Consider the following 24,842-nt stretch of genomic DNA (forward strand, 5'->3'; position numbering starts at 1 on the left):
TTGGTTGAGGGCAAAGCTAGTAATTTTTAATTCGCTCAATTGGTAATTTTTTTGTTCAGCTTCAAATCCCGGCTGTGAGATCACTGCATTTATCAAAGCGAAGACTAAAAAATTAAAATTATTTTAAAAAAATAATCTGCGAAATTGACAGTGAAAAAACGTTTTTTCACTAATAGAGGTATAGCCGGGCACTTCTACACTATTGTCGATTTATAAAAAACTATTTATTATTGACATATAATTAGTTAAACAGATCGCTGTATCTGTGAACCATCTGACTAAAATGGGAGAAATTAAAAGAACAGGCCATACCGAAACAGAATTGCTCAGAGCTACTAAATTGGGCAGTACATTTGCTTTTAACGAGCTTTACATGCTCCATCACAGGGACATTTACAGCAACCTGAGACGGCTGATGAGAGATGACGATACAGCCAGGGAGGTTACTCAGGATACCTTTCTGAGAGTTTGGGAGAAGCGTGTACAACTGGATCCCGATAAGTCTTTTCCCGCTTATCTATGCAGGGTCAGCCGCAATATAATGATAGATTTTTACCGTAAAGCCAAAAGGAATAAACAAATGATAAACAACCTGGAACACTTTATAAAAACCGGAAATGATCCGCTTATGGAAAACATTACGCCTGTTGATGAAGAGGCGCTGCTGATGAATGCCATAGAGATGCTTCCGCCGAAGAGAAAGAAGATTTTTACACTTTGCAAGCTGGAGAGTAAGTCTTATGAGCAGGTGAGCGCATTGCTGGGCATCTCCGCTTCCACGATCAGCGACCATATTGTTAAGGCTACAAAAGCTATACGCAGTCAGCTAACAGATGCCATTAAAGTGGCTCTCATATTATTTGTTCCATTCTGGCTTGCCCATGTCCATGAAATACTGAAAAAAATTATTTAAAAAAAAATCACAGGGAGCAGAGTAAAACGGAAGTTCTTACGTTATTACTACAGATGATTTGAAAAAGATCTTGTTGAACGGGCGCTCGCCCGGCTGACATGTTTAGGTAAATAATAGTTAATAAGAATTGCCGGTGTGCGTGGATGCGACACCGGCAATTTACTTTAGATTTCAGGCCTTCGCCATGTCTTCAGGGTTTTGTTATCCATTCTTCTCTTGCCATCAGTTCTTTAAGGTCTGCCGCCTGATTGTGTCTTACGCCTGTATAATAATCGGCTGACATTTTCAGTAGCTGTCTCTGTGTTAAATTATATTTAAGGTTTCGGTGTCCCCGTTATGCGCATGGGCGGCTGCACTTTTTTTGCAGCCTGAAAAGACAATGCTTAAAATGAGGAAAAATGCAAGACACTTTTTTAATGCATTCAGGTGAATCGCTGAATTTTCTGTCATAGTTATTGTTGTTTGTGAATGATTATCATTTGTTTTATCCTGTAAGTTTATGGAAGTAATATAAACCAGATGTTAATTAATAATTAAGCGTTTGAAAAATTGGAGGCAAGGATATAGAATTTTTGGAGAAATGATTATTAGAGGCGGGGGTAACGATCGGGGGTTACAGGCTAATTCTTCGTAAGATCCTTTCCCTGAGATTGATATCTGTAGAAAAGTTAATAACAGTAAATTGTTAATAAATAAAATAGGGGATCAAAGATCATTTTCTTAAATTGGTAATAAGAAATTTAATTGGAAAAAAAAGTCCTGTGAGCGGGTAATCCACGAAGGGCAGGCACACCATAAATCTGCCGGATATCCATTCGCAGAAAACTATTGTAAGTATATATAAACACCCGTATTGTTAATTGATACGGGTGTTTTTTTTATTTGGCAATCATCTTTTAATTTAAATGGCACTGCCACTATCATCGGCTCAAATTCTACATCCCTGAGGTTGCCTAATTCTGTTTTTGGTTTTGACTCTGCGGGCAGCTGGCTGGGATGTTCCTGCTCCCTGAGTGTTGCGAAAGGCGATGAAAAGTGAACCTCCCTGATTTCTACATCAGTGCCCTCAATCGTTGCAGGTACCTGGTGCGGTTCCAAGAGATCATCCAGGTAAACAATGATTAAAATATTTTCCTCGTTTTGCTCACCGGCTATATATCCCAGGCCAATGGCAGTTACCCCCGGTAACGCGAGAATTTTGTTGGCATGAATGATTTATCATTTGTTTATTTAATCAAATCAAAAGTGAGATTTTACTGTTACCGTAGTTCAATCTTTAACAAATTGCTAATTACATCTCAGCACATGAAATTTAAATTTTACTTTATAATAATCATCGTCATCACCATCCATCCAATTGTTTCAAATGCCCAAAAGTCTTACAATCTTTTTAATCCAGTACCAAAGGACAAAATGAGAGATATGGAAACAGACAGACCGGATGTTACAGAATCTCCTTTCACTATTGACGCAGGGCATATTCAGTACGAAGCAGATCTGGGCAGGCTTGAAAGGGAAAAGGGGGAGCTGACCGATCAACACACCGTATTGCTTAATCAGGCCAATCTGAAGGTAGGCCTTAGTCGTATAACTTCCATACAATTTGGCTTTCAAAGTTTTGTATGGCAGAAAGAGAAAGACTTACAGACAGGTGAAAACACCACCGGTCACGGTATAGGAGACGTTAACGTTAGAATCAAACAAAATCTCATTGGCAATGACGGGGGGAATTTTGTGCTTGCGCTTTTGCCGTATGTAAAATTTCCAACGGCAAAATATACCAGTGACAGTAAATATGAAGGTGGGCTCATTGTTCCAATGCAGCTTAAGTTGCCCGGAGAATGGAAACTGGGAAGCCAGGTTGAGGCTGACCGGCTTAAAGATAATGAAGCCGATGGGATGCATACCGAGTTACTCCAGTCATTAACCATTAGTCATAAGTTGAGCAAAAACCTTGACGGGATTGCAGAAACCTATTATCGCTACGATTTTAAAGGCCATCACTGGGCTAATTTTCTGGATGCGGCTGCACAGATAGAGATATCTAAAAATTTTAAAATTGATGCAGGTTTAAACTACGGCCTGCAGCATGACGCAGAAAAGAACTATTTTATTGGAACTGCATTCAGATTTTAAATGGCATAATACTAATTAAGGGCGGATGTTGTTATAATTTCATATTAAAAAACAAGACTTCCGCTTTAGTACTTTTAGAAGAAGTTCCGGTATTGCCCAAAGTAATACCGGAACCTTCAGTATAATACTATTTCTCCTGCTGATTAAGGAATTCAATGACCGCACTGTTCAATTCTTGAGGGGACTCTTCCGGTATCCAATGTCCACTGCCAGGAATCACCTTTCCAACTACGTTGGTTGCATATTTCCGCATCTGATTGGCCTGATTTTCTCCAAATCCACCATTTCCTCCTCCTCCGATAGCCATGGCAGGAATTGTAATTTTTGTTTTTGAGATCTCTTTATTGTCCTTCACATCCTTGGTTAATACCTGATAATATTCAAAAGCTGCGTTTAAACTTTGTGGTTTGGAATAAGACTTTGCATACATATCCAGGAGTTCGTTCGTGAAAACCTCTGGTTTACCAGCATGTACTTTAATAAAATGTGCAAAGAAATATGCTTCGTGTCCGGCAATCAGTGTTTCTGCCAATCGACCTTTAGCAGCAAAAAAACTGAAATGCCATACCAGAGATTCGCCCTGAGGGGTGAAAGCAGGGTAATTATAAATGCTTTCATCCGGAATTGGTGCTTCCATGTAAATCACACTGCGTATATCCTTTTGGTTTTGTACCAGCATTGGGTAGGTAACCCATATGCCTATATCATGGGCAACAAGATCAAACTTTTTACCCATACTATGGCTTTTAGCGTGATGATAAAGTAAAGCGGATATGTCTGTGGCCCTGTAGGAAGTCGTAATCTGAGACTGGCCCAAGCCTGGAAGATCAGGCGCTACCACCGTATATTTTTTTGAAAGCTCCGGCATGAGCTGATGCCATTCATACCAGGACTGGCCAAAACCATGAACTAAATAGACAAGGGGACCATTGCCTCCTATGACATAATGGATTTTTACGCCATCAACGATTTGAAATTCACTTTTGAAGCCCGCAGGAATGGGAAACTCCTCTTGTGCAAAAACTGGAATTGATGTTAGGAAGAATGCAAAAATAAGAATGCTGTTCTTGATTAATTTTCTCATATTGAATTATTGTTAAATTTATTTTTGATTAATTTTATTCGATGTTTTTTTCCCGATTGATGACAATAGTATTGTCTGAATTCATATACCATATTAAACCGATCGTTCTGTTATCAGGCAAAAAAAATGCCTGCTATCCGCGCTGTGGTGCCAATACCTCAACTTGCGCCGGTATGAACACTATTATCTGTTAATTTTTTCATTCTCTTTTCTGTTTGTTATTCTATTGATAATTAGATATTTAATTTAAACCGTTCGTTCTTTAATAGGGTAAAAAAATATTAAGTATTGATAGTGCTGATTAAATGATCAGTAAGTTTTTGGGTTAGCTTTTTATCTTTAAACAGGATATCTGCGTTCCATAATGAGCTGAAAGAAGCCACAATAAAATGGGCAATCATTTCCGGATCTTTATTTTCTGCCAGTTCACCCTTTTCTTTGGCCTGCTGTAAAAGAGATGAAAATAATTTCACAGAAGTTTTAGCCTGCCGGTTTAGTAATGCCTGGGTCTCTTCATCGGTTTTTCCCAGTTCAAAGGTTGTTTTTACAGACATGCAGGTCTTTGCTTCCAGCACCATATCTTTAACCACATTTTTTATAACTAACCTGACAGATTCAAGAGGAGAGTTCCCTTTTTTACTCATTGCTTTATATTCCTCTTCCCTCTTGTGGATGTAACTGTTAAGACACTTGATAAAAAAACTGTGTTTGTTACCATATGTATCGTAAATACTGCTGCGATTTAATTTTAGGGTGTCTACCAGATCATTCATAGAAGTGGCATGATATCCTTTTTCCCAAAAAAGATTTCTGGCTATTTCCAATTTCTGCTCGTAATCAAATTCCTTAATGCGTGGCATGGAACAAAGATATTATAATAAACCGATTGTTCCAAATAAAATTAACTGCAAAGTGAAATTTGATACCTGAATTGGGTGGATTGGTTATATATTTATTTTTGCTTCCAGCTTTTTTAATGTTTGGATCAGCATTTTTTCTGTGATCGCAGGCAAGGCTTTTCGTAATTCTCCATCTCCATTGCTGCGGCGTTAAATTGTACTCCTGCTTAAATACCCTTGCAAAATATTGGACAAGTGTTAACGATCGTTGCTTTCTTGTTTTAATTTGATACGATGCATTTTGCCCCACTTCATCAATGATTCCACCACTTCTTTTAAGCTGTGACTGTATTGAGTAAGCTTATATTCGACAATTATGGGAGTTGCTTCAACATTTACACTCCTCTTTAAAAATCCATTAATCTCCAGATCTTTCAATTCACCTGATAAAACCCTGGGCGTTATCCCGACGACCTTACGTTGTATTTCATTAAATCTTTTTGAACCATTGGAAAGAGCGATAATGACCCTTAATTTCCACTTTCCGCCAATCACATATAATGCATCCTCCATAGCCTGGATCTTTTCAGTGCATTCAATTTCTGAAATATTATCTTTTTGTTCCATTTATATCATTACAACTATACCAAAGGATACTACTATGCTTTAATATACTACTATTAATTGAATAGCCAATGTACATATCTTTGGCATCAATATGAAAAATTTTAAAAAAACTATGATCATAACTGTATCGATTATCGGATGCTTAATACTCCTGGGGTTATTTACATTCCTTTATTTATTTTATGTGCCTGATTTGAAGCAACCAAAATTAAGTGCCGATATCAAAAAAGCAACAATTAAATGGGGTAATTATCAAAGAACATATCTAAGCTATGTTCCCAGCTCTATTGTCGAGAGTAGTAAGCCAGGTTTGATCATTGTTTTGCATGGATCCGGCATTGATGGTGCTAAGATCCGTCAGTGGACAGGTTATGAGTTTGATCAAATGGCAGATGCGCACGAATTTATAGTTTTATACCCGGACGGCTACAAAAGCAACTGGAATGATTGCAGGAAGATTGCCCCGTACCCGGCAAAAAAGCAAAATATTGATGACGTTGGATTTATAAATGCATTGATTAAGAAATATGAATCAGACTATGGGGTAAACCCACTCAAAGTGTATGCATTTGGTTATTCCAACGGTGGCGAAATGGCATATAGGATTGCTATTGAAAAACCACATCTGTTAAATGCTATCACGGCAATAAGCGCTTCTCTTCCTACTCCAGATAACTTTAACGGCAGCATTGATAGCTTAGCGACCCGAATATTGATGGTTAACGGCACTAAAGATCCCATCCTTCCCTATGCCGGTGGTAAAATATTCTTTTTTGGACAGGATTTTGGAGAAGCGCTTTCTGCACAAACAACCGCGGGAATTTTTGCAAGGGTCCGCGGGGCTGTTAAAGTTAAAGATACAATACGGTTGCTCCACAAAAATGGAGGCACAGCGAGCTCGGTGGATAAACAGGTATGGATGCATCAGGGTGAGCCTGTTATTGAATTATACACAGTTAATGGCGGTGGACATGTAGTGCCGCAACAAGCTGCAAAATTCCCGCGTTTTATGGGAGTGGTAACGGAAGATTTAGATGCGCCCAGGGAAGCTGTCAAATTTTTTAAACTTGAAAAAGTAGAAGTTCACTAGAACGATAAAAACTGGCATAGATCTTCTTACGATGGTGTAACAGAATTAAGTTTTTGAAAGATTTACTTCATTCAAAAACTTAACTTTGTATTTTAGCAACGTTTAAAATTATAAATAGAAGTCTCATTTTTTCTCTATAAAGGGCAATTGACTTCGTATCCGGATTGTCTGTTTCGTAACACTTAAAATAGATTTAAGTGACATCTTTAGAACTATCGCCGTAAATGCGGATATCATGATCGGGACAGCAGTCTTAACCACACTTCTTCAAATCCACAAAATTATATTATTAGATAAATTTAATATACGAAGCAGCACTGCCTCGTAATAATTTGATAATGAGGTGTTTGAACTCGTGCAAAACTTGTATAAAACTTATACAGAACCCGCATCTCAGCTGAGGTTGGTCTGGGGTTGATCTGCGGTTCCGCTGAGGTTACGTGCTTATACCCACATCAACCCCAGACCAACCCCAGCAAGACTACACGGAAAATGCGGGTTTTGTATGAGTTCTATATGTGTTCAGTATCATTTTGTACCCTGTAATTAGCAGATTAGTGTATACAATGGGTCAGTTCAGAAAATATTCAATTATTAAAACGAATGATTTCAAAAGAAATAATATAACACAGGCAACTTGCTGAATCATAAAAAATTAAACATATACAACTATTGTTTTTTATAAACTTACTTTTTAAATTAGTATCAAACATTATTAACCAAATATTTAACCTTATGGCAAAACTAGATGGCGCTTTCGGTGATTTCCATGGTAAAATGGGAAACATGGTATTTTACAAGCTAAACGGGAAGACCGTTGGACGAACAATCGGAAAGGTGGAGAACTTTACTGAAAAGCAGGAGGAAGTTCTGAAAAGAACAGAATTAATTTCTCCATTTCTTAACCCACTCATAGATTTTATAAGAATAGGATTTAAAAACACACCAAAACCCTGGGGCTGGGATTTTTATAGCGTGGCTACCTCTATGAATAAACCGGGAGCCATTAAAGGAAAATACCCTGATTTAAAGATCGACTATGAAAAAGTAATCTTATCGAAGGGCGCCATTGCCCCACCTAAAAATCCTAAAGTAAAACTTACTGGTAATTCAGTTGAATTTAGCTGGGATCCGGACACAGATGCTAATGGCGCAGAGACACGGGACCAGGTAATGCTGGTTGCATATTTCCCTGAAACTTTAAAAGCGGTTTTTCTCAGCAGTGGAGCAAGAAGAACCGAAGGGGTTGATCAGCTCAAATTGCCATCCTTTAATGAAGATACAATCATTGAAACCTATATGTCCTTTATTGCTGACGACAGAACAGATGTTTCAAATAGCGTTTATGCAGGTCAGTTGACCTGGAAAGGAGATCCTTCGTAATGGCAACTATCAGAAAAGGAATTCTGGGTGGTTTCAGCGGCACTGCCGGGCCTGCTACGGGCACCAATTGGCGGGGACAAGACGTACTTAAGGGCCGGTCAAAAAAAAGAATAGAGAAAGAAGATCTTCTGCCCCAGAACTTTAAACTTAAGGTGATGTCTGAGTTTCTAGGCCATTTCAGTGCATTGATCAAGATTGGATTTTATCATAGAAACAAAAAAGACACTCCATTTAACCGCGCTATGAGCTATAATCTGGAACGGGCGATAACAGGTGAGGCTCCGGATTATGATATTAACTATAAAAAAATCGTTTTCAGTAAAGGTAACAGGGAGCCCGCATGGTCTGTGAGGGCAATGCTTGAGCAGAAAGACCAAATCAATATCAACTGGGAAGTTCCGGAAACAGCGAACATAAAAGTGATTGCCAATGATCTGGCTAAAATTGTGATTTATAATGAGACAAAAAAAGAGGCCCGGTTTTCTGCCACAGCAATCAGGTCAGATCTTTCAATCACTGTAACAATCCCTGAAGTATTTATTGGCAATAAATTCCATTTATGGATGTTCTTTGTTTCACCGGATGGGAAAAACGTTTCAAACAGCGACTATCTAGGACGGGTATAACGATGAGTAAGATACTGTTTTTCAAAACCAAAATTGACTTCTGAATATATCTTGTCATTAGACCATTTTTTGTAGATATTGTAGATTAGCAGAATTGCCAACACTCTCAAGTTGATCCAGACATTTCTATAGAACATCAATACCATCAAGAACTACGATGCTTCCTGGAGTAAACACCAAAGCAATACCTATGCTATGCAAAAATAGAGGGAAAAGAATACTCCCCACATATCCCCCCTAAAAGGAACAGCCGACCTTCAGCCGAATAGATTAGTGGTTGCTTAGCGTGTTTAACCACATGTTTAGACGTTTCATATGGAATCTGAGCTGTCTTATCGTCGAATCCGCCTGTTAAGCCATTTATTTCCGATGTTTACTTTAAATAGGAGATTGTTTCACAATTTTGCATTAAATAGGAAAAATCTACAACAGATGTATTTATGGCAACAATTTTAAAGGCGAATAACAAGGGTTTGAATATTGATTACCTGCTTAAACCGGTTGAACCGCAGCTGCTGGACGGAGCCATGCGTAAATTTCATTCCATGCATCCCGCACCTGATAACTTCAGGGCAATCATTGAATCGCTGGTTTCCGGCCATGGCCGGGAAATGAAACCGCAGTACAGAAACCGTTTCTGGTCAAACAGGGTGACAAGTTCATTCCCATATCCATCACAGAGGTGGCCCATTTCAGTTTCGAGGATAAACTATCATTTCTGAACACCTCCGGCAACAAAAGATATATGCTGGACTATACGCTGGATGAACTGGACAGGAGGCTTGACCCGGATGCATTCTTCCGTTTAAACCGGCAGTACATTACCTCGTTTCTGGCCGTCAGATCTGTTCATAACTATTTTAACGGAAAATTAAAGGTCTATGTAGACCCAGAAGTTCCTTCGGGCATTATTGTCAGTAAAAATCGTGCTAACCAATTCAAACAATGGCTTAACCGGTAGTGTTATCTCTTTAAAAGCAATAGATGTTCATATGGAAACACATGAAAGTTTACGTGATTTCTATCACACCAGGTTAATTGAAAGCCCCCCGCAATTGGATGCCGTATTTAGTCACTATGATATTTTCAGACTTGAAGAGAATGGGTTCAGCAGTTCCAGGCCGGCAAAGTATTGCAGGAGGGACTTTTTTAAAATTGCTGTGGTAAGAGGCCATAACCGGTGTCATTATGAGGATAAGACTTTTGAAAGCCATGGATCTGCGCTGATGTTCTTTAGTCCGCATATCCCTTATACCTGGGAACCACTTTCAGACGAGACGGGTTATTTTTGTATTTTTAAAGAATCTTTTTATAATGAAGGTTTCAAAGGCAACATCAATAATCTGTTAATGTTTGCCCCCGGTGGCAAACCGATCTATGGGTTAAACGAAGCACAAGATGCCCGGGTGAGCGCTGTATTTGAAAACATGCTTGAGGAAAAACAATCAGATTATCAGTTTAAGCTGGATTTGTCCCGGAATTATTTAAGTGAGCTGATCCATATTGCACTGAAGCTTGAACCGGCCGAGCAAAGTTTGAATAGCGGAAATGGCAATGAACGTCTAGCTTTAGTTTTTTCTGAGCTGCTTTACCGCCAGTTTGATATGGAGGGGATAAAAAACAATGCCTTGTTAAAAACACCCAAAGACTATGCAGACAGATTGTGTGTCCATGTAAATCACCTTAACCGTGCTTTAAAGGAAACCACCGGTAAAACCACTTCTAATTTGATCAGTGACAAGATCATTGGTGAAGCACAGCATTTCTTAAAATCAACAAATGATAACATCTCTCAGATTGCTAATACATTAGGGTTTGAAGACCTTTCACATTTCAGCGTTTTTTTTAAAAAACGGACGGGCCTTTCTCCTTCGGCATTCCGGGATTTAACCTGCTGATTGGTAAACTCCGTAAGTGATTCTTACAGAGTTTACAAACAGCATGACTATTGGATCACTACACTCATTCCTCCGTCTGCCATCACTATAGAGCCAACCATGAAACTGGCACGGTCTGACCCCAGAAATGATACCAGCTCAGCGATTTCGAAAGGGTCTGCAGGTCTTTTAACCGGCGCATTTTTGCCATGTTCTGCCAGAAATTCGCGACCATCCTCACGGTGTTCATTGATCAGGTTCGTAACCACGTCTCCCACACCGATTGCATTTACCCGAATTCCATATTCGATCGCCTCCAGAGCAGCTGTCCTGGTGAGTTGCGCCAGTGCACCTTTCGATGCGGCATATGCCGAGATTGTTGGGAAGCTGAAAAAGCTGGCATAAGATGCGATATTAACAATGGCCCCGCTTTTATTGGGTATCATTGCCTTCAAAGCTTCGCGGGTATGCAGAAAAGCACCGGTAACATTTGTGGCCATGATCAGGTTCCAGTCTTCAAGCGTAGTTTCTACTACCGTTTTATTTATTATCCGGCCCGCGTTATTTACCAGCAGGTCTAATTTACCAAAATGCCCAACGGCCATTTTTACGGCACGCGATGCTGAATCTTCATGAGTTACATCTGCTACCAGTGTAAGCATTCCTTCAAATTCGTCTGCCAGCTGATTTACCTCTTCATTGTAATCTTCGGCAAGTACCTTGCATCCGCGCTGAAACAGCAGTGTTGCAATTGCTCTTCCAATTCCGCTGGCGGCACCGGTAACAATAGCAACCCTGCCCTCCATTTCGTTACTTTTGATGTAATTATTCATGTTTTATAATGATTGATTGAACCATCAAAATTATACGATAAGGACTGCCGGTGTTATCATATATCACACGAATACTTTTATAAATCAAACATTCAATGTTTCAGTAATGATTAAGCTTTACTGCCAGCTAATTTCTATAGCGCTGTTCCCTTTTAACTCATACGCTATATTTCCGCCTTTTACGGATTTGCCCTTAACAGGCTCTTTTTCTCCTTTGTAAGCCACCTTAAGATCCGGAAGTTTTTCCTTTCCCTTTTTTACCAGCATCAACCTGCAGGTTAACTGATCATCTCCAAGAACTTTGAAATTTACCTTTTTTTTCTTCCCGGCATTAAACCCGGACGTAGGATAATCTACAAAAACATAAAAATCCTCATTGGGTATCTGAAAATAATGCCTTGGCAGAATCCCAAATGCATTTCCTGCGCCATAAACTTCCTGGCCAACAGCACCTGATTTTTCCCAGCCGTCATGCAGGTCTTCCAGTGCAATCCATAGATTTTTGTTTACTTCACCTACTTTTGCCTCCTTTTCCAGCATTTCTTCAGGAAGCATTGAAGGGTAATAATATGCCGCACGGTTCACCAGAAAACGGATGTATTCTGCAATCAGCAACCGTACTGACGTCAGGATATCCACATCGTGGCTATGCTTCAGATAGTCATGCAATGCGCAAAATACTTCCTGTTCTTCGTAAACGGCAGTATATGGAGCATCGTTCAGTGGGAATAAGGCAAAGAAAGTAGGAAGATTCTTTCCATAGCCATAATTGCAGTCCCAAAGCTGTACGTTTTTAAAAATGCCCGCCAGGCACATATAACTTAAGTTCAGATAAAGTTCATTGCCGGTGATCTTATACAGGCGAAGTAATGCTCCTGCGGAGAATGCAGTATTATTGGCCTGGTAAAAGATTTCGAAACCATAACCCACCAGTGTTTTTGCGGCTTTTTCAGCTTCGTTTAGAAACCGCCTCTGCCCGGTAAGTTCCCAGGCCTGAATCATTACATGTGCATAGAGCCCGGCTACATCCTTTTCGCCGCCTTTGCCTTCGGCTGTCTCTGCTTTCAGCACTTCGAGGGTGTCCATCTTATAAAAAACAGGCCATTTGTAGTTGAAATGTTTTGCTACTTTGATTGCATAATCTATAGAACCAAGGAAGAGATCTTTCGCTACACCGTCGCCTTTTAAGGCCAATCTTGATAAATTGAGCAGGGGATGGTGCAAATACCAGGAGTCCATCACTTTAGGCAATTTCTGTTCTTCTTCGCCTTTCAGCTTACCTTCAGCTGCGGGTAACCATCTCATGATGGTGCATATGTCCTTATCAAAAAACTGCGGCAATCCCTTTTTGATAGTTTGCATGATATCCAGCTCGTTTCCGCTCCATTCTACGTAGTCCAGCAGAGGCAATAGAACGGCAAGCTGTACCATGATCTCCGGGGGAGTCTCATAATCGCTCACATAGGCATTGAAATAGGCATTGTCGCCAACCTGTGACATGCAGCCGGCATTTTCCAGCAGGTCCTTCAGCCCTTTATCCAAAATATCCGGCCAGGGCTGATAAACTGTCTGCGGTTTGGGAAGTAACAGGTATACCCTGGCTAACAGATCCAGGTATTGGCGGACCATTGCTGCTTCATCTGCCGGCAGGGCTGTATCAAACGCCACAAAAGCATCGCTGATGCTTATTTCCTTTCCGGCCTGTAATGGTTCCTTAGTGGTAGGGGGCAGAGAAAAACCCATTTCAGGCCAGCTCCCCCCAACGGTGTCTCCTGCAGAAGTTTCCGTTTGCTGGCAATAATCTCCCAATGCCGTCAGGTTCTGCAAATATAAAACCGATGCTGATTTTGGTTTGGTCATGCTCATATAGATCATACCTGACCTGGTACCTACCTGACTTGCATGTACCTTACCTGATATATGCTTTGCATTTCCATTTTTGCCGGTGGCGATGATATCCCTTGGCCAGAACGGGATAAACAAATCTTTTTCTGGTTTCAATACCGTGCTGTAACGGAGAACAGGATGGCTCCCATCCTCATTAATATCAACGCTGACTTTAAATACTCCAATTTCACTGCTGAGTTCTAATAAACATCCGGTACCGGACTCCCTGAGCTGATTAACCCGTAAGGTTGCTCCCGGTGAGTACGCAGCACGGAAAGCCATACTTCCGCCTTTCAACATGCTCACTGAAATCCAAACCGAGTCAATAGTGCAATAAACCGTAAAATTGAAATCCCTGGCCTGTTTCTGATAAAGGGCTTCCGAAGCTTCTGCCAGTTCAGCGCTTGCGGATACTGCCCAGGGTGATAATCCATTCATAATAAAAAGATAACTTGTAGGATATATCACAGTAACTAAACGGAGACGATTTTGTTTTAACTACATTTCTGCAGGCAGGGTAAACCAAAATCCAGATCCATTGCCGGGTTCGCCTTGAATCCCCACCTTGCCATTGTGTTGTTATATCTATGCCTGTGTCATAATCATGCTGGTATTAATATGGTGTCTGGTCAGGTAGCTGGTCTATTTCAGATTCTAATAATGCTTTATTGTCGATTTGCTGAGCCATTTGTTTTAATTATGAGTTAATGCTTCGGGTTGCACTATAACTTTTTCACCACAAAGAGTTTCATGTTCCTCAAATTATATTGGTCTCAGAAGCAATTCGGCATAATGTCCAGGAATTGCCAGTTCAATTGTTTTGCACTAATTATACATTTTCAGCTTGGCTTTAAGCAATCTTCTTGCTTCAAAAATCCGTGTTTTCACGGTACCTATAGGAATATTAAGCTCGTCGGCGATTTCGTGGTACTTAAACCCTTCAAAGTATTTTATAAAAGGTACCAGGTAGGCTGGAGGAAGTTGGTCAAGTGCCTTATTGATGTCATCACCTATAAACTGACCTTCGGCCTTGTTACGTGTAGAGCTCTTTACCAGCTGGTATGACATCAGTTCTTCTGTAGATTCAATGATTTTTTTGCGTCTTGTGTCTGCTCTGTAGTTATTGATGAACGTATTTCTCATGATGGTATATAACCAGCCACGTAAATTGGTTCCATCTTTATAAAGGTTAGCATAACGCATAGCCCTTAGGAAGGTTTCCTGTATTAAATCATCAGCATCGTCATTATCCTTTGTAAAAGAGAATGCGAAATTCTGCAATGCGGGTTTGTGGATGTTGATTTCTGAACTGAAGGCTATGTTTCTCATAAACTTAATGTTTGGGTAACGTTTCAATAGATAATTGTTTGAAAACAATGAGTATACCAAAAACACAAATTTTTAAGGCCGTTTAAAAAAAACGGCTCCAGATTTCAGAAGGTTTTTTGATCAAAATAATATTTGAAGCTATTAAAATCCACACTTGAAGATGATTAAGGACAGTTTGCAAAATTTGTTTAACAAAATTGCAGGTTCCTTCTATAACATATGACGGTGCCGGTATGAGCGAATCTGCTGTATTCATAAGACTACACTTATTTGTGGGCCGTGCTATTTATTAGGGCAAACAAAAATTGCATATTCCCAACATTGTATCAGCGCGCGGCTGGAAGGTGGAGTGGAAACAAAATTCAAAACGGCTACACATCTATCCATTTTGGCGTATTTTCTCCTGCTTGTTTTGATCAAATTTGTTTAAGCACATTAAACACAGGCCCGTGTGGCCATCTTATAAAATTAATAAAATGGATATTAAACAATTTATCAAAGACTGGATCTTGGTTGGCAATAGTTACGACACAGAAAAATACCTGGCATTTTATACCGAAGATGCCGTTCTGGACGATCCTTCTGTCGGCAGGAAATTCAGTGGAAAAAATGGAATTAAGGAATATTTCGAGAGTTATTTCATCGGCTACAAAACGCAAACCAGAAAAGTAGACCTCGTTGTAAAAAATACAGATCAGGCACATTTAGAAGTAGAGTTCAGAGGAGATTTTCCTGAAGGCAAGATTGGAGGAACCTTTGATTTTACTTTTAAAGAAGGGAAGATTGCATTGCTATCAGCTGATCTGCTTTAATGGCTTACAAAAAATAGTTAAATCAAATATGGCATTTGTCAGTGCCGGAGCAAAAGCAGGCAGGCCTGCTTTTGCTCCGGCTATAATCTTTTAGATATCTAACATATCTTTTGGTCTTTGCTGAGAGCCAAATAAAGCATAGGACAGCATAATTAATTCACAGGCCACGGTTAACATCCAGGTCCATCTCCAGGAACCCAGTATGTCTGCCAAACCTCCCTGCAATAAGGTAAATACCGCCCCACCAAAAACGGCAGATATAAACACTCCTGATGCTTTTGAGGTATATTTTTTCAAACCTTTGATAGACAATGAGTAGATACAGCTCCACATGGTAGAATGCAACAGGCCAATTGCCACCAGAAACCAAAGATTTTGCGTAACCATCGCAGTGATAGCCAATAACGTTGAGAGTATTGTAGTAAATGTAAGTTGGGTTCTTGCTGATATATTGGAAAAAAAACTTGATATGGCTCTTCCTACAAAAAAACCGCCCCAGTATAAAGTGGAGAGTAAAGCATGGATGCCCAGATCCATACCGCCAATGATAATGTCGGTTTTTCCGAAAAAGGACATCGGGTGTCCTGAGTCGGCAAGTTCAAAAGCATGCAGATTTATATTTGCCCCTATGGCTACTTCTGTTCCTACATAAAAGAATATTGCCATCACACCCAAGGCAAAGTGCCTGAATGACCATATACTCCGTGTCAGTTGTTCCTGATCCGATGCCCTTGTGTTGGCAATATCCGGAAGGTTGAGGTTTTTCGTAATCAGGGTAACTCCAATTACGATCCCAATCAGTACTGCTAGAGGTAACAGCAGCTGTTGAATATTTATATTGAGGATGGAGATGCCTCCAAACATCAGCAGGGTTACACAAAATGGAGCAGCGGTGGTGCCCACAGAATTAATTGCAGTGGTGATGTTTAACCGCTGCACGGCCTGCGTGCCTGGCAATTCATAGGAGGCCACGTAGGGGTTGACAACTACCTGGATAATTGCAGCTGCGGTACCCATTAGAAATGAACCCGTAATAAAGATAACAAAGCCAAACGGTAAGAATGCATCAGCAAAACGCAACCCCAGTGTAGGAAACTTGTAACCAAACCAGGATGAACAAAGATACATCGCCAGGCCTGCAACCATAAAGAGTAATCCTCTGAGTATGGTGTTTTTATAACCAAAGGCGTTTACCCATTTACTGGCCAGCGTTCCATTGACAAGATAGCCGAGAAAGAAAAAGAATGAAATTAATGTTGTAAAGGTGTTTTTTAAGCTTCCTGCTTCAGATAAAAATGCGAATTTTAGCGGGGCTTGTAATTGTTCATTGACTGTAGTCAAAAAACCAACTATAAAATATATGAAAGTAACAATTGCGAACGGAAGCACGCTGATTTTTGATTTGATTTCCATAAGATTGCTGTTAGTTGGCTCGTAAAATACTTTTTAATGCGGATCTTGTTCCCTCATTTTTTATACTTTGAACATATTCCTGATAAGGGGCAACCAACTTATTTACGCTCAGCAGGTGCAGGCTTTTGAATGCTGAAAGTTCCAGGAATTTTCCGGGATCTTCACTGGCTATCAGTTTATGGTCATTTTCAGTTAACCAGGGTTCGGCGATATCAAAAGTCTGCTGCATATCATCCTTTTGATATTTTAAGTAATGCCTGTAGGCCGCCAGGAGGAAAGCCAGCCTCTTCAGGTCTTGCCCTGCTTTGATCATCTTTAACAGATTTGGCATTACATACACTGGAAATTTGGATATTCCGTCAAAACATAACCTGCTTAGCTGATCACTTACTGAACTGTTGGCAAAACGTTCAATCAGCGTGTCTTTATATTTTTCCAGATCAGTACCTGCAGGTGCAGGAACGTTTGGGGTAATGTCAATATCCATGAATTGTCTGACATATTGAACTATATTATCGTCAGCCATGGCTTCATCTACTTTTCTATAGCCCAAAAGAAATGAGGGATAGGATAATAAGGTGTGTGATGCATTCAGTAAGCTTAATTTCATGTTTTCAAAAGATGTTACATCATCTGTAAATTCTGCGCCTACGGTCTCCCAGGCAGGTCTGCCTGCTATAAAATTATCCTCAATTACCCATTGTATAAAATCTTCACAATAAACCGGTGCTTTGTCGTTGCCGCCACTGTTTCTGTTTAAATTCTCTATATCCTGAACAGTTGTCGCTGGTGTTATCCTGTCAACCATACTATTTGGAAAACTTACATTGGCTTCTGCCCATTGCGCCAGATCACTGTCCTGCGCAGCTATGAAAGCCATAAAAGCAGCTTTGGCCGTGTTTCCGTTATGTTGTAAATTATCACAGGATAATATAGTGATTCCTCCGGATTTATTATTTCTGCGTCGGCGTAGTCCCTCGGCAACAAAACCAAAGACTGTTCCGGGAGCGGATGGATGTTCCAGGTCATTCACTATAGCACTATTTTCAAGCATGAAAGTGTTGGTTTTTTTGTCCAGGTTGTATCCGCCTTCAGTGATAGTAAGGGTAATGATTTTAATATCCTGAGCTGCAATTTTATTCAGGATAGCTTCAGCATCCTCCGGCGCCCACAGTAATTCTTTAAGGGATCCTATTTCAAAGACCTGATTATTGCCATCTCTGCCGCAAACGGTAAGTGTGTAGTCCAGGTTTTGAGCTGACAGATTTTTAAAAATAGTTTCATCTCCCGGCAACATGCACACACCGCAAATTCCCCATTGCCGCTGATCATTATGACTCAATAACAGATTGGTGTAGTAGGCCTGATGCGCGCGGTGAAAATTTCCTACGCCAATATGTAAAATGCCTGCTTTGATATCCTGGCGTTCATAGTGATAATGTTGTATTTCCATTTTTATATTTGGTTGATTTGATAAACATATATGATTAAAATTAATATCTCACTATGAGCAGGGATAAAAAGAACATGGGAACGTTACAAAAATTCATCAGCTCTTCTGCTCGTTTCTTTTTATTATTTTTGAGATCCATCCATCCTGGCTTATGAAACGTATAACCATCAAAGATCTGGCGCGGCATCTGTTACTTTCTACGTCCACGGTTTCCCGGGCATTGGTGAATGATCAGCATATCCATCCTGAAACCAGGGCTAAAGTTCTTGAAGCTGCAAGGAAATTTGGTTACAAACGAAATCCCGCAGCGCTGAACTTAAAATATGGGCTGTCTAAAAACATAGGTTTGGTTGTGCCTGAAATGGTCACTCCTTTTTCTTCCAAAGTTCTGCGCGGCATACAAAATATATTGTACCCGTTAGGATACAGGATAATTATCACAGAATCTGATGAAGACCCCCATCGGGAAAGAGAGAATTTGTTGTTACTGGAGGAATTTAATGTGGATGGCATTATCATCAACCTTTGTGATAAAAAGCAGAACCAGGAGGTGCATCAGCAATTACTTGAGCGGGGGATCCCGCTGGTGTTTTTTGACCGTATTCCTTCAGGTGCCCTTGAAGCTCCGCAGGTAAGGGTAGATGATGCCAAACATGCTGCGGCTATGGTTGAGCATTTAATCGCCACGGGCAAAAAGCGGATTGTACACCTCAAAGGGCCTGACAATGTTCTCAATTCGGAAGAGCGTGCCGGGGGCTACATTGGCGTGATGAAAAAATATGGTCTTTATGATCCCGGACTAGTCATTGAAGCCGGCGGTTTAAGTTTTGATGATGGAAGAAAAGCAGCAGAATTACTTCTTAAAAAGGCTGTCGATTTTGATTCGCTTTTTGCGTTTACTGACACGCTGGCCATAGGAGCAATGAATTTTCTCCTGGAAAAACAAATTCTTATACCCCGTGATGTCTCGGTCTCCAGCTTTTCGGGAACAGAGTTAGCTACTATGATCTATCCTCAATTAACCAGCGTTGAGCCTCCATTAATGAGAATGGGAGAGATGGCCGCCAATTTGATTTTAGCAAAAATTGAAGATATAGGAGCAGAGAACAAGGTTGTCTTTTTGGATGCAGAACTTAAGGTTAGATCCTCTACACAGGACAAGTAGATTTACTTTTCATATTTATTATTAACATATTTTAAATTCGATATCGAAATCATTGCAGTAAAGACCATTGTAAAGACTGATATCATTGCCATCGAAGAGTATAACTCAACGTGTGCTTTACGTGTAAACCCTTCCAATACCACACCTAAGCCCATAGACAGATATACGATTGATGCTTCCAACCAATAACTTCGATTGGTTGTTACCGCGTCTTTACTTATATCTATGTTTTTCTTTGAAATAAACCAGGTGAATATTTGCATAAAAACATAAACAACAAAAATCCACCCGGCATAATTGGATATTGGGACTCCGTAATATGCGCCTCCGTGCTCCCAAACCCAATCCGAACTCACTGTTGAAGCCTGCGGGTCGCCGACAAGGTCAAACATGGACATTATCACTGCTGTTGTAATGGGTATGAATATTTTATAAATACCCACAATCTTCTTCCCGAAATTTCCTGTTACCATTTGAGCCACTGTCCATGATGTATAACTTAACGCAAAATACAGCGCCATGATAATTACAGGAACATCTAACATCCTGGGGCCCGGCATTTTGACATAATGATAATGTCCGAAAGGAAAGCCGGTACGGATGCTCAATGCTTCAAAACCATTACTCACCAACCATGTAATTACAAACCAAATGATCATGGTTCTTACGCCATACCTTTGAGATCCATGAATCCAGGCAAAAACAATCATAGGGACGAACATAATAGCTTTAATAGAAATAACCGGCAGATTTAGTCTCAGGGCAACCGTTAAAATGATAAATAAGACGATAAATCCCCATTTTATATATCGAGTGATATTACCTTTTTCCTTACTCATTGTAGCTTGAGAAAGTGAATTCGTTTTTATTTCGTTAGCAGACATAAAGATTCTTCTTTTTCATAATTGTATTAGTGTTCCTCCAGGTTTAAGTTGGTCTCATCTTGTTTTAATCCTGTTAATTCAATGCTTGATTTCCATAGCTCAGCCTGGAAAGTACGATTGTAAGAATCAGCCGATGAATTTGTTACCTGACCTCGTTTAAAATATATACCGTTTAATGTTTGTAATTCTTTCGAATACGCCAATGTAGCCAGCCTTTTGCCGGATGTTGCTGCACTAAATGTATCTTTCTTACCAAAAAGCAGGAATAAATGAGACCACTGACTGGCAATTAAACGCATGGGAGTTGGAAGGGTTCTCAGGAACCCCGTACCGGGTACCTTACCCGGATCAAAAGCATTAACCCTAATCTTTTTACCGGCTAACTTCTCGTGCAGGATATAAGCCGTTAAAATGTTGCAAAGTTTGGACGTTGAATAACGCTCTTGTGCCACAGCCATTCCACCTCTGTTAGTTATTTCCGGAAAAGCCAAGGCTTTTCCACTTGTAAATACCGGCGGCGCAATGCCAGTATAATTAGCGGGATCATGCACTCCACTGGATGTAAATGTAATACTACTGCCCACTTCTATAAAGGGTAATAATAATAAAGTCAAATAAAACCCGCCGAGGTGGTTTGTGCCGAAGGTCATTTCAAAGCCGTCTGTTGTGTATGATGTTTTACCCATAAACAAGCCTCCGGCATGGTTTATCAATGCTGATATCACAGGATCGGGCAACTTTGCAAAGTCAATAGTAAATTGTTTTATAGATTTCAGCGAAGCTAAATTCAGGGGCCAGCAAACCAAATTACGATGCCCGGTTTTACGCTTTATTTTTTTTACTGCTTCTTCGCCGGTCCGTTCATTCCTGCAAGCCAGGATAATTTGTGCATATTTCGCAGTATTAGCCAGTTGCAACGCACATTCAAAACCTATTCCGCTGTTAGCGCCTGTAATGATGATTGATTTCATTTAAAATTTGATTAATATTTGGATATCTTCTGGCCTTTTTCATATAAAACTTGAACAATTGGCAACTGTATATTATTACGTCCAATAGAATGACTGACCACATATTTAACATATCGCTTACTTGCATTGTGATTTGACCAAATCAGGCATTTCCTGCAAAGCCGTAATTGCTTTTGACCAAGCCGGGTCATCTGCATACAATTGGCTTCTCAGATAAGCCCATGTAAGCCGCTGAATTAAGGCTACACGTTCAGGATTTTCGTCTCTTGCCTCTGCTGCATCATATCCTGAAATTCCGCCTAAATTGTGTTGTGCACCGATAAAAGTCAGTAAGCATTTCGGTGCCGGACTTAGCCTATATGGATCTGCATGCCATTGTGGGCCACGAATGGTTTCCTGGGCTGAAGTATCCTTATCGCCTGTAACAATTAAAGCCGGCCTTTTCATTTCGGCAAAGTTAGGGTTGTAAAATGACGGACCGGCTTTAGCTGCCAGCGGGTTCAAATCAGCACCGCCATTACCAGGTCCGCTCAGGATTACCCCGGTCTTAATGCGCTTGTCTGACAGCTCCACTTTTATACCTTTTTCATCCGTGTTTTGCTCGCCTAAAAGCATCCCGGCAGTGAGGCCACCCAGGGAATGCCCAACAATTGCAATACGGCTTTTGTCCAGGCGGCCTTTAATTTCCGGAACTAAACTTTCAATAACATCAAGCTGGTCAAGAATAGTTTTAATGTCCCTGGCCCGTGACCGCCAGAACAGGGGGCCATCTGGCCCCATAGGATTTAGCTTCAAAGTTTTGGAATCCAAATGTGTTGGCTGAATCACTATAAATCCATGAGCAGCATAAAAGTTAACGAGCGGACCATAGCCATACAGGGACGAGAGGTAATTGGAGTTGCCATGCCCATGTGACAGAATAATAATCGGCAGATTCTTGCCTGTTCGCGGCGCAGTGATCCGTACCTGAAGATTAACCACACGTCCGGGGGCAGACAAGCTTACCGGACTGATTGACACTACACTTGTAGCAGGGTTTACGGGGATTTTTGAAGCTCTGCCAATCAATGGTTCTTCTACCTGTTGGTTTGCCGATGCTACCGGTGTCTGGCTCCTGACAATTGTTGAGTAGCTGAGTAATATATTCATCACTGCTATCGCGATCTTTACTTTTTTCATATTATAAATAAATATATTTGAGATATTTATGATTTCTAAAGCGCTTTTTTGGACATAGAAAGCCGCCCGCATGCATGCAATTGAAAATTGCTTGCATGCATCAAAGGAAATATCTGATGTTGTACTACGGGAGCTGGCCTGAACTAATTAAAAGACCTCTTGAATGCCAATGGCGACACTTTTGTTTTAAGTTTAAACAGTTTACTGAAAGACTGCGAATGTTCAAATCCCATGACATAAGCTACTTGACTAACGGATAGATTGGTAGTCGATAATTTTTCTTTTGCTTTTGCAATAAGCTTGTCATGAATATGTTGCTGCGCACTTTGTCCTGTCAGCGAACGTAACATATCACTAAGATAATTCGGTGAAATATTTAAGTTCTCCGCTAAATATTGTACGGTTGGGACGCCCTGGCTTAAGGATTTTTCGTTGCTGAAATATTCATCCAATACTAGCTCAAACTTTTGCAATAAAGCATTGCTGGCAGGCCTACGGGTAATGAACTGACGTTTGTAAAAACGTTTGGCATAATTGAGCAGCAACTCAATCTGCGTAACGATGACTTCCTGGCTAAAATCGTCGATTCTATTGTTCAGTTCTTCCTCCATGAGTTTAAAAGTGGAAACAATTGTTGCCTTTTCCCGCTCTGACAGATGCAACGCTTCATTTGTAGAATAGGAAAAGAATCCATATTGACTGATATTTTTAGCTAACGGATATCCGGTGAAAAAGTCAGGATGAATCAGTAAGACATACGCTGAAATTCCATCTTTACTCTCGTTGTCGCTGCTCCCGATCAGTTGATTCGGTGCGGCAAATAACAGTCCGCCTTCAGCAAAGTCATAGTATCCCTGTCCATATCTTAAAGATCCGCTTAGTTTTGTCCGCAGGGAAATTTTATAAAAATTAAGGAGATGGCTTCCTGAAGGCCGCTCCGCATCACTTAATAGCCCGGCAGTGTTAATAAGACTGATCAGCGGATGCGGGGGCCTAGGCAAGCCAAAGGCCTGGTGTGCATCTGATATAGAATCGAATTTCAACGGGCTATTGTTTTTCTTCTTCATAGCGAAATTACTTAAATTCAAATTTTAATATTTCAAGCCAACTTAATCATCATCAGTGTTACTAAATGCAATTTATAACGATCAGCCTGATGCGCTATCCACTTATATTATACCGCGCTTAACATTACAAAAGTCACTATTAAAAATACTTGTTTTGTAGCCTAATTGAAGAACTTTGTAGCCAAACTAAGAAATGATATATTTTAAAGGCCTGCAGCTCGTAAACGATGGCGATGTGTAAGATTGTGGTAAACGTTTAATAATTCAATCCAATATTAATTAAAAGTTTTTCTGAATTCCAAAGGGGAGAGATTAGTTTTATTTTTAAATAGTGTGCTAAATGATTGTGAATGTTCGAAACCAAGCTCATAAGCTATCTCGCTTACCGACAAATTGGTAGCAGATAGCTTTTCTTTCGCTTTTTCTATGATCTTGTTATGAATATGTTGCTGGGCAGATTGCCCCGTTAAGTTACGTAGCATATCGCTCAGATAATTTGGGGACAGATTTAACTTTTCAGATAGATACCGGACTGTCGGGGTACCTTTGCCTGTCATTTTTTTACCATCAAAATATTCGTTTAAAATTTCCTCCAGCCTTAACAATATATCATTATTGACTACTTTACGGGTGATGAACTGTCGTTTGTAAAAACGGTTACAACAATTTAATAGCAGCTCGATTTGTGAAATGACCACATCCTGACTAAAATCGTCTATCCTGCTGTTTAATTCTTCTTCAATGAGTTTGAAAATAGAAAGGATTGTTGTCTTTTCCTGTTCCGATAAATGCAAAGCTTCACTGCTGAGGTAAGAAAAGAAGCCGTATTGTTTTATCTTCCTGGCTAATGGATAATTCCACAAAAAATCTGGTTGAAAAATCAATGAATATCCGGAATGGTCTCCTGCATAATCAGCACTGCCAATCAATTGGTTCGGAGCAGCAAACAATATACCACCGTCGTTAAAATCATAATATCCCTGACCGTATTTCACCTTTCCGCTAAGGTTCATTCTAAAAGATATTTTATAAAAATTTAGAATGTTCAAACTCGGTAACCTGGTATAGTCTATCTGATTATCGGTATTTTTAACGAAACTGACCAGCGGGTGCTGAGGTTGTGGTAAGCCAAGGGCCTGATGAACGGCAGATAATGAGTCAAATTTATGGGGAGTATTTTCTTTTGTTTTCATCAATTATTGTATGTTGTTTTGTTCTGCAGAGGTGATCATTACATCTTACAATTTAAGAAAAATATAACCGGTAAAACAATT

The 24,842-nt window shown here is 40.1% G+C and carries 24 protein-coding genes and 1 pseudogene; 10 read left to right on the top strand and 15 right to left on the bottom strand.

Going from position 1 to position 24,842, the window contains the following annotated elements; translation table 11 throughout:
- The first annotated feature begins 283 nt into the window (after positions 1 to 283).
- A complete protein-coding gene (locus BLW16_RS08910) occupies positions 284 to 913 on the top strand; it encodes an RNA polymerase sigma factor (RefSeq protein ID WP_090556242.1) in 630 nt (209 codons plus the stop codon).
- A gap of 825 nt (positions 914 to 1,738) precedes the next feature.
- On the opposite strand, the gene BLW16_RS08915 is transcribed toward BLW16_RS08910, so the two are convergent.
- Positions 1,739 to 2,011: a hypothetical protein gene (locus BLW16_RS08915; RefSeq protein ID WP_090556243.1), complete on the bottom strand. Its 273-nt coding sequence runs from the start codon at positions 2,009 to 2,011 to the stop codon at positions 1,739 to 1,741.
- 324 nt (positions 2,012 to 2,335) lie between these two features.
- Between BLW16_RS08915 and BLW16_RS08920 the strand changes: the two genes are divergently transcribed.
- The gene (locus BLW16_RS08920; protein WP_245735186.1) at positions 2,336 to 3,049 is read left to right on the top strand and encodes a transporter; all 714 of its coding nucleotides are present in this window, start codon (positions 2,336 to 2,338) and stop codon (positions 3,047 to 3,049) included.
- Between the two features lie 127 nt (positions 3,050 to 3,176).
- Here the strand turns inward: BLW16_RS08920 and BLW16_RS08925 are convergent, their stop codons facing one another.
- The 4 genes and pseudogenes from BLW16_RS08925 to BLW16_RS08940 form a co-directional block, all read right to left on the bottom strand.
- On the bottom strand, positions 3,177 to 4,133 hold the full coding sequence (locus BLW16_RS08925) for an alpha/beta fold hydrolase (protein WP_090556244.1): 957 nt from the start codon (positions 4,131 to 4,133) through the stop codon (positions 3,177 to 3,179).
- A 281-nt stretch (positions 4,134 to 4,414) separates the two neighbouring features.
- Positions 4,415 to 4,993, bottom strand: coding sequence for a TetR/AcrR family transcriptional regulator (locus BLW16_RS08930; RefSeq protein WP_090556245.1), 579 nt, complete (start codon positions 4,991 to 4,993; stop codon positions 4,415 to 4,417).
- 84 nt (positions 4,994 to 5,077) lie between these two features.
- A pseudogene (locus BLW16_RS24010) lies at positions 5,078 to 5,155 on the bottom strand (winged helix-turn-helix transcriptional regulator); the annotation flags it as partial.
- 75 nt (positions 5,156 to 5,230) lie between these two features.
- Positions 5,231 to 5,599, bottom strand: a complete 369-nt coding sequence (locus tag BLW16_RS08940) for a winged helix-turn-helix transcriptional regulator (RefSeq protein ID WP_090556246.1) — start codon at positions 5,597 to 5,599, stop codon at positions 5,231 to 5,233.
- Between the two features lie 91 nt (positions 5,600 to 5,690).
- On the opposite strand from BLW16_RS08940, the gene BLW16_RS08945 reads away from it, so the two are divergent.
- The 6 genes from BLW16_RS08945 to BLW16_RS08965 all read left to right on the top strand — a co-directional run bounded on the left by BLW16_RS08945 (position 5,691) and on the right by BLW16_RS08965 (position 10,596).
- Positions 5,691 to 6,689, top strand: coding sequence for a CE1 family esterase (locus BLW16_RS08945; protein WP_090556247.1), 999 nt, complete (start codon positions 5,691 to 5,693; stop codon positions 6,687 to 6,689).
- Positions 6,690 to 7,424: 735 nt separating this feature from the next.
- Positions 7,425 to 8,072, top strand: a complete 648-nt coding sequence (locus tag BLW16_RS08950; protein ID WP_090556248.1) for a DUF6266 family protein — start codon at positions 7,425 to 7,427, stop codon at positions 8,070 to 8,072.
- Entirely contained in the window at positions 8,072 to 8,698 is a 627-nt protein-coding gene (locus BLW16_RS08955; protein ID WP_090556249.1) for a DUF6266 family protein, read from the top strand. Before BLW16_RS08950 ends, BLW16_RS08955 begins: the two co-directional genes overlap by 1 nt.
- A 440-nt stretch (positions 8,699 to 9,138) precedes the next feature.
- Complete coding sequence (locus BLW16_RS23225; RefSeq protein WP_175470525.1) at positions 9,139 to 9,420, top strand: hypothetical protein; 282 nt, start codon at positions 9,139 to 9,141, stop codon at positions 9,418 to 9,420.
- Positions 9,381 to 9,659 (top strand): LytTR family DNA-binding domain-containing protein, encoded by a 279-nt coding sequence (locus BLW16_RS08960; protein ID WP_175470526.1) that lies wholly within the window; start codon positions 9,381 to 9,383, stop codon positions 9,657 to 9,659. Before BLW16_RS23225 ends, BLW16_RS08960 begins: the two co-directional genes overlap by 40 nt.
- 31 nt (positions 9,660 to 9,690) lie before the next feature.
- Complete coding sequence (locus BLW16_RS08965; protein WP_090556251.1) at positions 9,691 to 10,596, top strand: helix-turn-helix domain-containing protein; 906 nt, start codon at positions 9,691 to 9,693, stop codon at positions 10,594 to 10,596.
- 47 nt (positions 10,597 to 10,643) lie between these two features.
- On the opposite strand, the gene BLW16_RS08970 is transcribed toward BLW16_RS08965, so the two are convergent.
- The 3 genes from BLW16_RS08970 to BLW16_RS08980 all read right to left on the bottom strand — a co-directional run bounded on the left by BLW16_RS08970 (position 10,644) and on the right by BLW16_RS08980 (position 14,624).
- The gene (locus BLW16_RS08970) at positions 10,644 to 11,408 is read right to left on the bottom strand and encodes an SDR family NAD(P)-dependent oxidoreductase (protein WP_090556252.1); all 765 of its coding nucleotides are present in this window, start codon (positions 11,406 to 11,408) and stop codon (positions 10,644 to 10,646) included.
- A gap of 117 nt (positions 11,409 to 11,525) precedes the next feature.
- Positions 11,526 to 13,733 carry a hypothetical protein gene (locus BLW16_RS08975; protein ID WP_090556253.1) on the bottom strand — a complete coding sequence of 736 codons (2,208 nt, stop codon included), beginning with the start codon at positions 13,731 to 13,733 and terminating at the stop codon, positions 11,526 to 11,528.
- Between the two features lie 387 nt (positions 13,734 to 14,120).
- Positions 14,121 to 14,624, bottom strand: a complete 504-nt coding sequence (locus BLW16_RS08980) for an RNA polymerase sigma factor (protein ID WP_090556254.1) — start codon at positions 14,622 to 14,624, stop codon at positions 14,121 to 14,123.
- 476 nt (positions 14,625 to 15,100) lie between these two features.
- On the opposite strand from BLW16_RS08980, the gene BLW16_RS08985 reads away from it, so the two are divergent.
- Entirely contained in the window at positions 15,101 to 15,436 is a 336-nt protein-coding gene (locus tag BLW16_RS08985) for a nuclear transport factor 2 family protein (RefSeq protein WP_090556255.1), read from the top strand.
- A gap of 90 nt (positions 15,437 to 15,526) precedes the next feature.
- On the opposite strand, the gene BLW16_RS08990 is transcribed toward BLW16_RS08985, so the two are convergent.
- Both BLW16_RS08990 and BLW16_RS08995 read right to left on the bottom strand, forming a co-directional pair.
- On the bottom strand, positions 15,527 to 16,849 hold the full coding sequence (locus BLW16_RS08990; RefSeq protein ID WP_090556256.1) for an MFS transporter: 1,323 nt from the start codon (positions 16,847 to 16,849) through the stop codon (positions 15,527 to 15,529).
- A gap of 10 nt (positions 16,850 to 16,859) precedes the next feature.
- Positions 16,860 to 18,302 carry a mannitol dehydrogenase family protein gene (locus BLW16_RS08995; RefSeq protein ID WP_090556257.1) on the bottom strand — a complete coding sequence of 481 codons (1,443 nt, stop codon included), beginning with the start codon at positions 18,300 to 18,302 and terminating at the stop codon, positions 16,860 to 16,862.
- Positions 18,303 to 18,453: 151 nt separating this feature from the next.
- Between BLW16_RS08995 and BLW16_RS09000 the strand changes: the two genes are divergently transcribed.
- Positions 18,454 to 19,467, top strand: a complete 1,014-nt coding sequence (locus BLW16_RS09000) for a LacI family DNA-binding transcriptional regulator (RefSeq protein ID WP_090556258.1) — start codon at positions 18,454 to 18,456, stop codon at positions 19,465 to 19,467.
- A gap of 2 nt (positions 19,468 to 19,469) precedes the next feature.
- On the opposite strand, the gene BLW16_RS09005 is transcribed toward BLW16_RS09000, so the two are convergent.
- The 5 genes from BLW16_RS09005 to BLW16_RS09025 all read right to left on the bottom strand — a co-directional run bounded on the left by BLW16_RS09005 (position 19,470) and on the right by BLW16_RS09025 (position 24,761).
- Positions 19,470 to 20,351, bottom strand: a complete 882-nt coding sequence (locus BLW16_RS09005) for a carotenoid biosynthesis protein (RefSeq protein WP_090556259.1) — start codon at positions 20,349 to 20,351, stop codon at positions 19,470 to 19,472.
- Between the two features lie 26 nt (positions 20,352 to 20,377).
- A complete protein-coding gene (locus BLW16_RS09010) occupies positions 20,378 to 21,322 on the bottom strand; it encodes an SDR family NAD(P)-dependent oxidoreductase (RefSeq protein WP_090556260.1) in 945 nt (314 codons plus the stop codon).
- Positions 21,323 to 21,439: 117 nt separating this feature from the next.
- Positions 21,440 to 22,501, bottom strand: a complete 1,062-nt coding sequence (locus tag BLW16_RS09015) for an alpha/beta hydrolase family protein (protein ID WP_245735187.1) — start codon at positions 22,499 to 22,501, stop codon at positions 21,440 to 21,442.
- 143 nt (positions 22,502 to 22,644) lie between these two features.
- Positions 22,645 to 23,568 (bottom strand): helix-turn-helix domain-containing protein, encoded by a 924-nt coding sequence (locus BLW16_RS09020; protein WP_090556261.1) that lies wholly within the window; start codon positions 23,566 to 23,568, stop codon positions 22,645 to 22,647.
- Positions 23,569 to 23,843: 275 nt separating this feature from the next.
- On the bottom strand, positions 23,844 to 24,761 hold the full coding sequence (locus BLW16_RS09025) for a helix-turn-helix domain-containing protein (protein ID WP_090556262.1): 918 nt from the start codon (positions 24,759 to 24,761) through the stop codon (positions 23,844 to 23,846).
- Between the last annotated feature and the right edge of the window lie 81 nt (positions 24,762 to 24,842).

The sequence above is a fragment of the Pedobacter hartonius genome, assembly GCF_900107535.1.
GTDB classification, from domain to species: Bacteria; Bacteroidota; Bacteroidia; order Sphingobacteriales; family Sphingobacteriaceae; genus Pedobacter; species Pedobacter hartonius.